Below are 803 nucleotides of genomic sequence, written 5' to 3' on the forward strand. Positions count from 1 at the left end.
GACCAGTGTGTGGCTTCCCCGGCGATCAGAGTCCCCGACACCGGCATATTCCTGAGTTGCTCGGCGTCGCAGTCACGCGGATCGAGGTCCGTAACTACGATATCGGCGACGTCTCCCACCGATACAGACGTTCTTGCACTCGCACGGTAGGCTTCGTCGAGGCGGATTCTCTGCTCGGGGTGCCACGGCTCTCGAACACCGCGCGTGCGGTGGACGGCAGCGGCCATCGTCACCCACGGGTCGAGTGGTGCGACAGGAGCATCCGAACCCAGGACGACGTGGGCTCCGGCGTCGACGAGAGAGCGGAAGGCGAACGCGATGTCGGTACGGCCGGGCCAATGCCGGTCTGCGACATCGCGGTCGTCGACAGCGTGCTCCGGTTGTACGCTTGCCGTCACGCCGAGTGCTGCAAATCTCGGCAGGTCTGTGCGTGCGACCAGCTGAGCGTGTTCGATCATGCCACGGACGCCAACGGCGTCGAAAGCATCGAGGGCGATAGCGTTTGCATGATCTCCGATGGCGTGAATGGTCGGCACCAACCCAATACTCTGTCCCTCTCGCAAGAGCGAAATGAGTTCAGCCGTCGAATACCGAGTAATGCCATGTGCCTCCGGCCCCGTTTGATCCGGGTACGGGTCGTAGCAAAGAGCTGTTCGGGTGTTGAGCGAACCATCAGTGATGATCTTGAGTGGACCAACCGAGACACGGGCAGTCGTTCCGTCGAGAATGGAGCCAGTCCGATCACCATTCACCTTTGCCCGGTCGAGGTGCTCGGGATAGATTCCGGCGCGGACCCTGATGGG

At 62.1% G+C, this 803-nt stretch carries 1 protein-coding gene; it reads right to left on the reverse strand.

The genetic code is table 11. The features are described from left to right. Nucleotides 1–752, reverse strand: a 752-nt coding sequence (locus tag EB835_RS20190) for an amidohydrolase family protein (protein ID WP_240688891.1), incomplete at its 3' end; no start/stop codon positions are given. Nucleotides 753–803: the final 51 nt, after the last annotated feature.

It is taken from the genome of Brevibacterium sp. S22 (assembly GCF_004745485.1).
Taxonomy (GTDB): domain Bacteria; phylum Actinomycetota; class Actinomycetes; order Actinomycetales; family Brevibacteriaceae; genus Brevibacterium.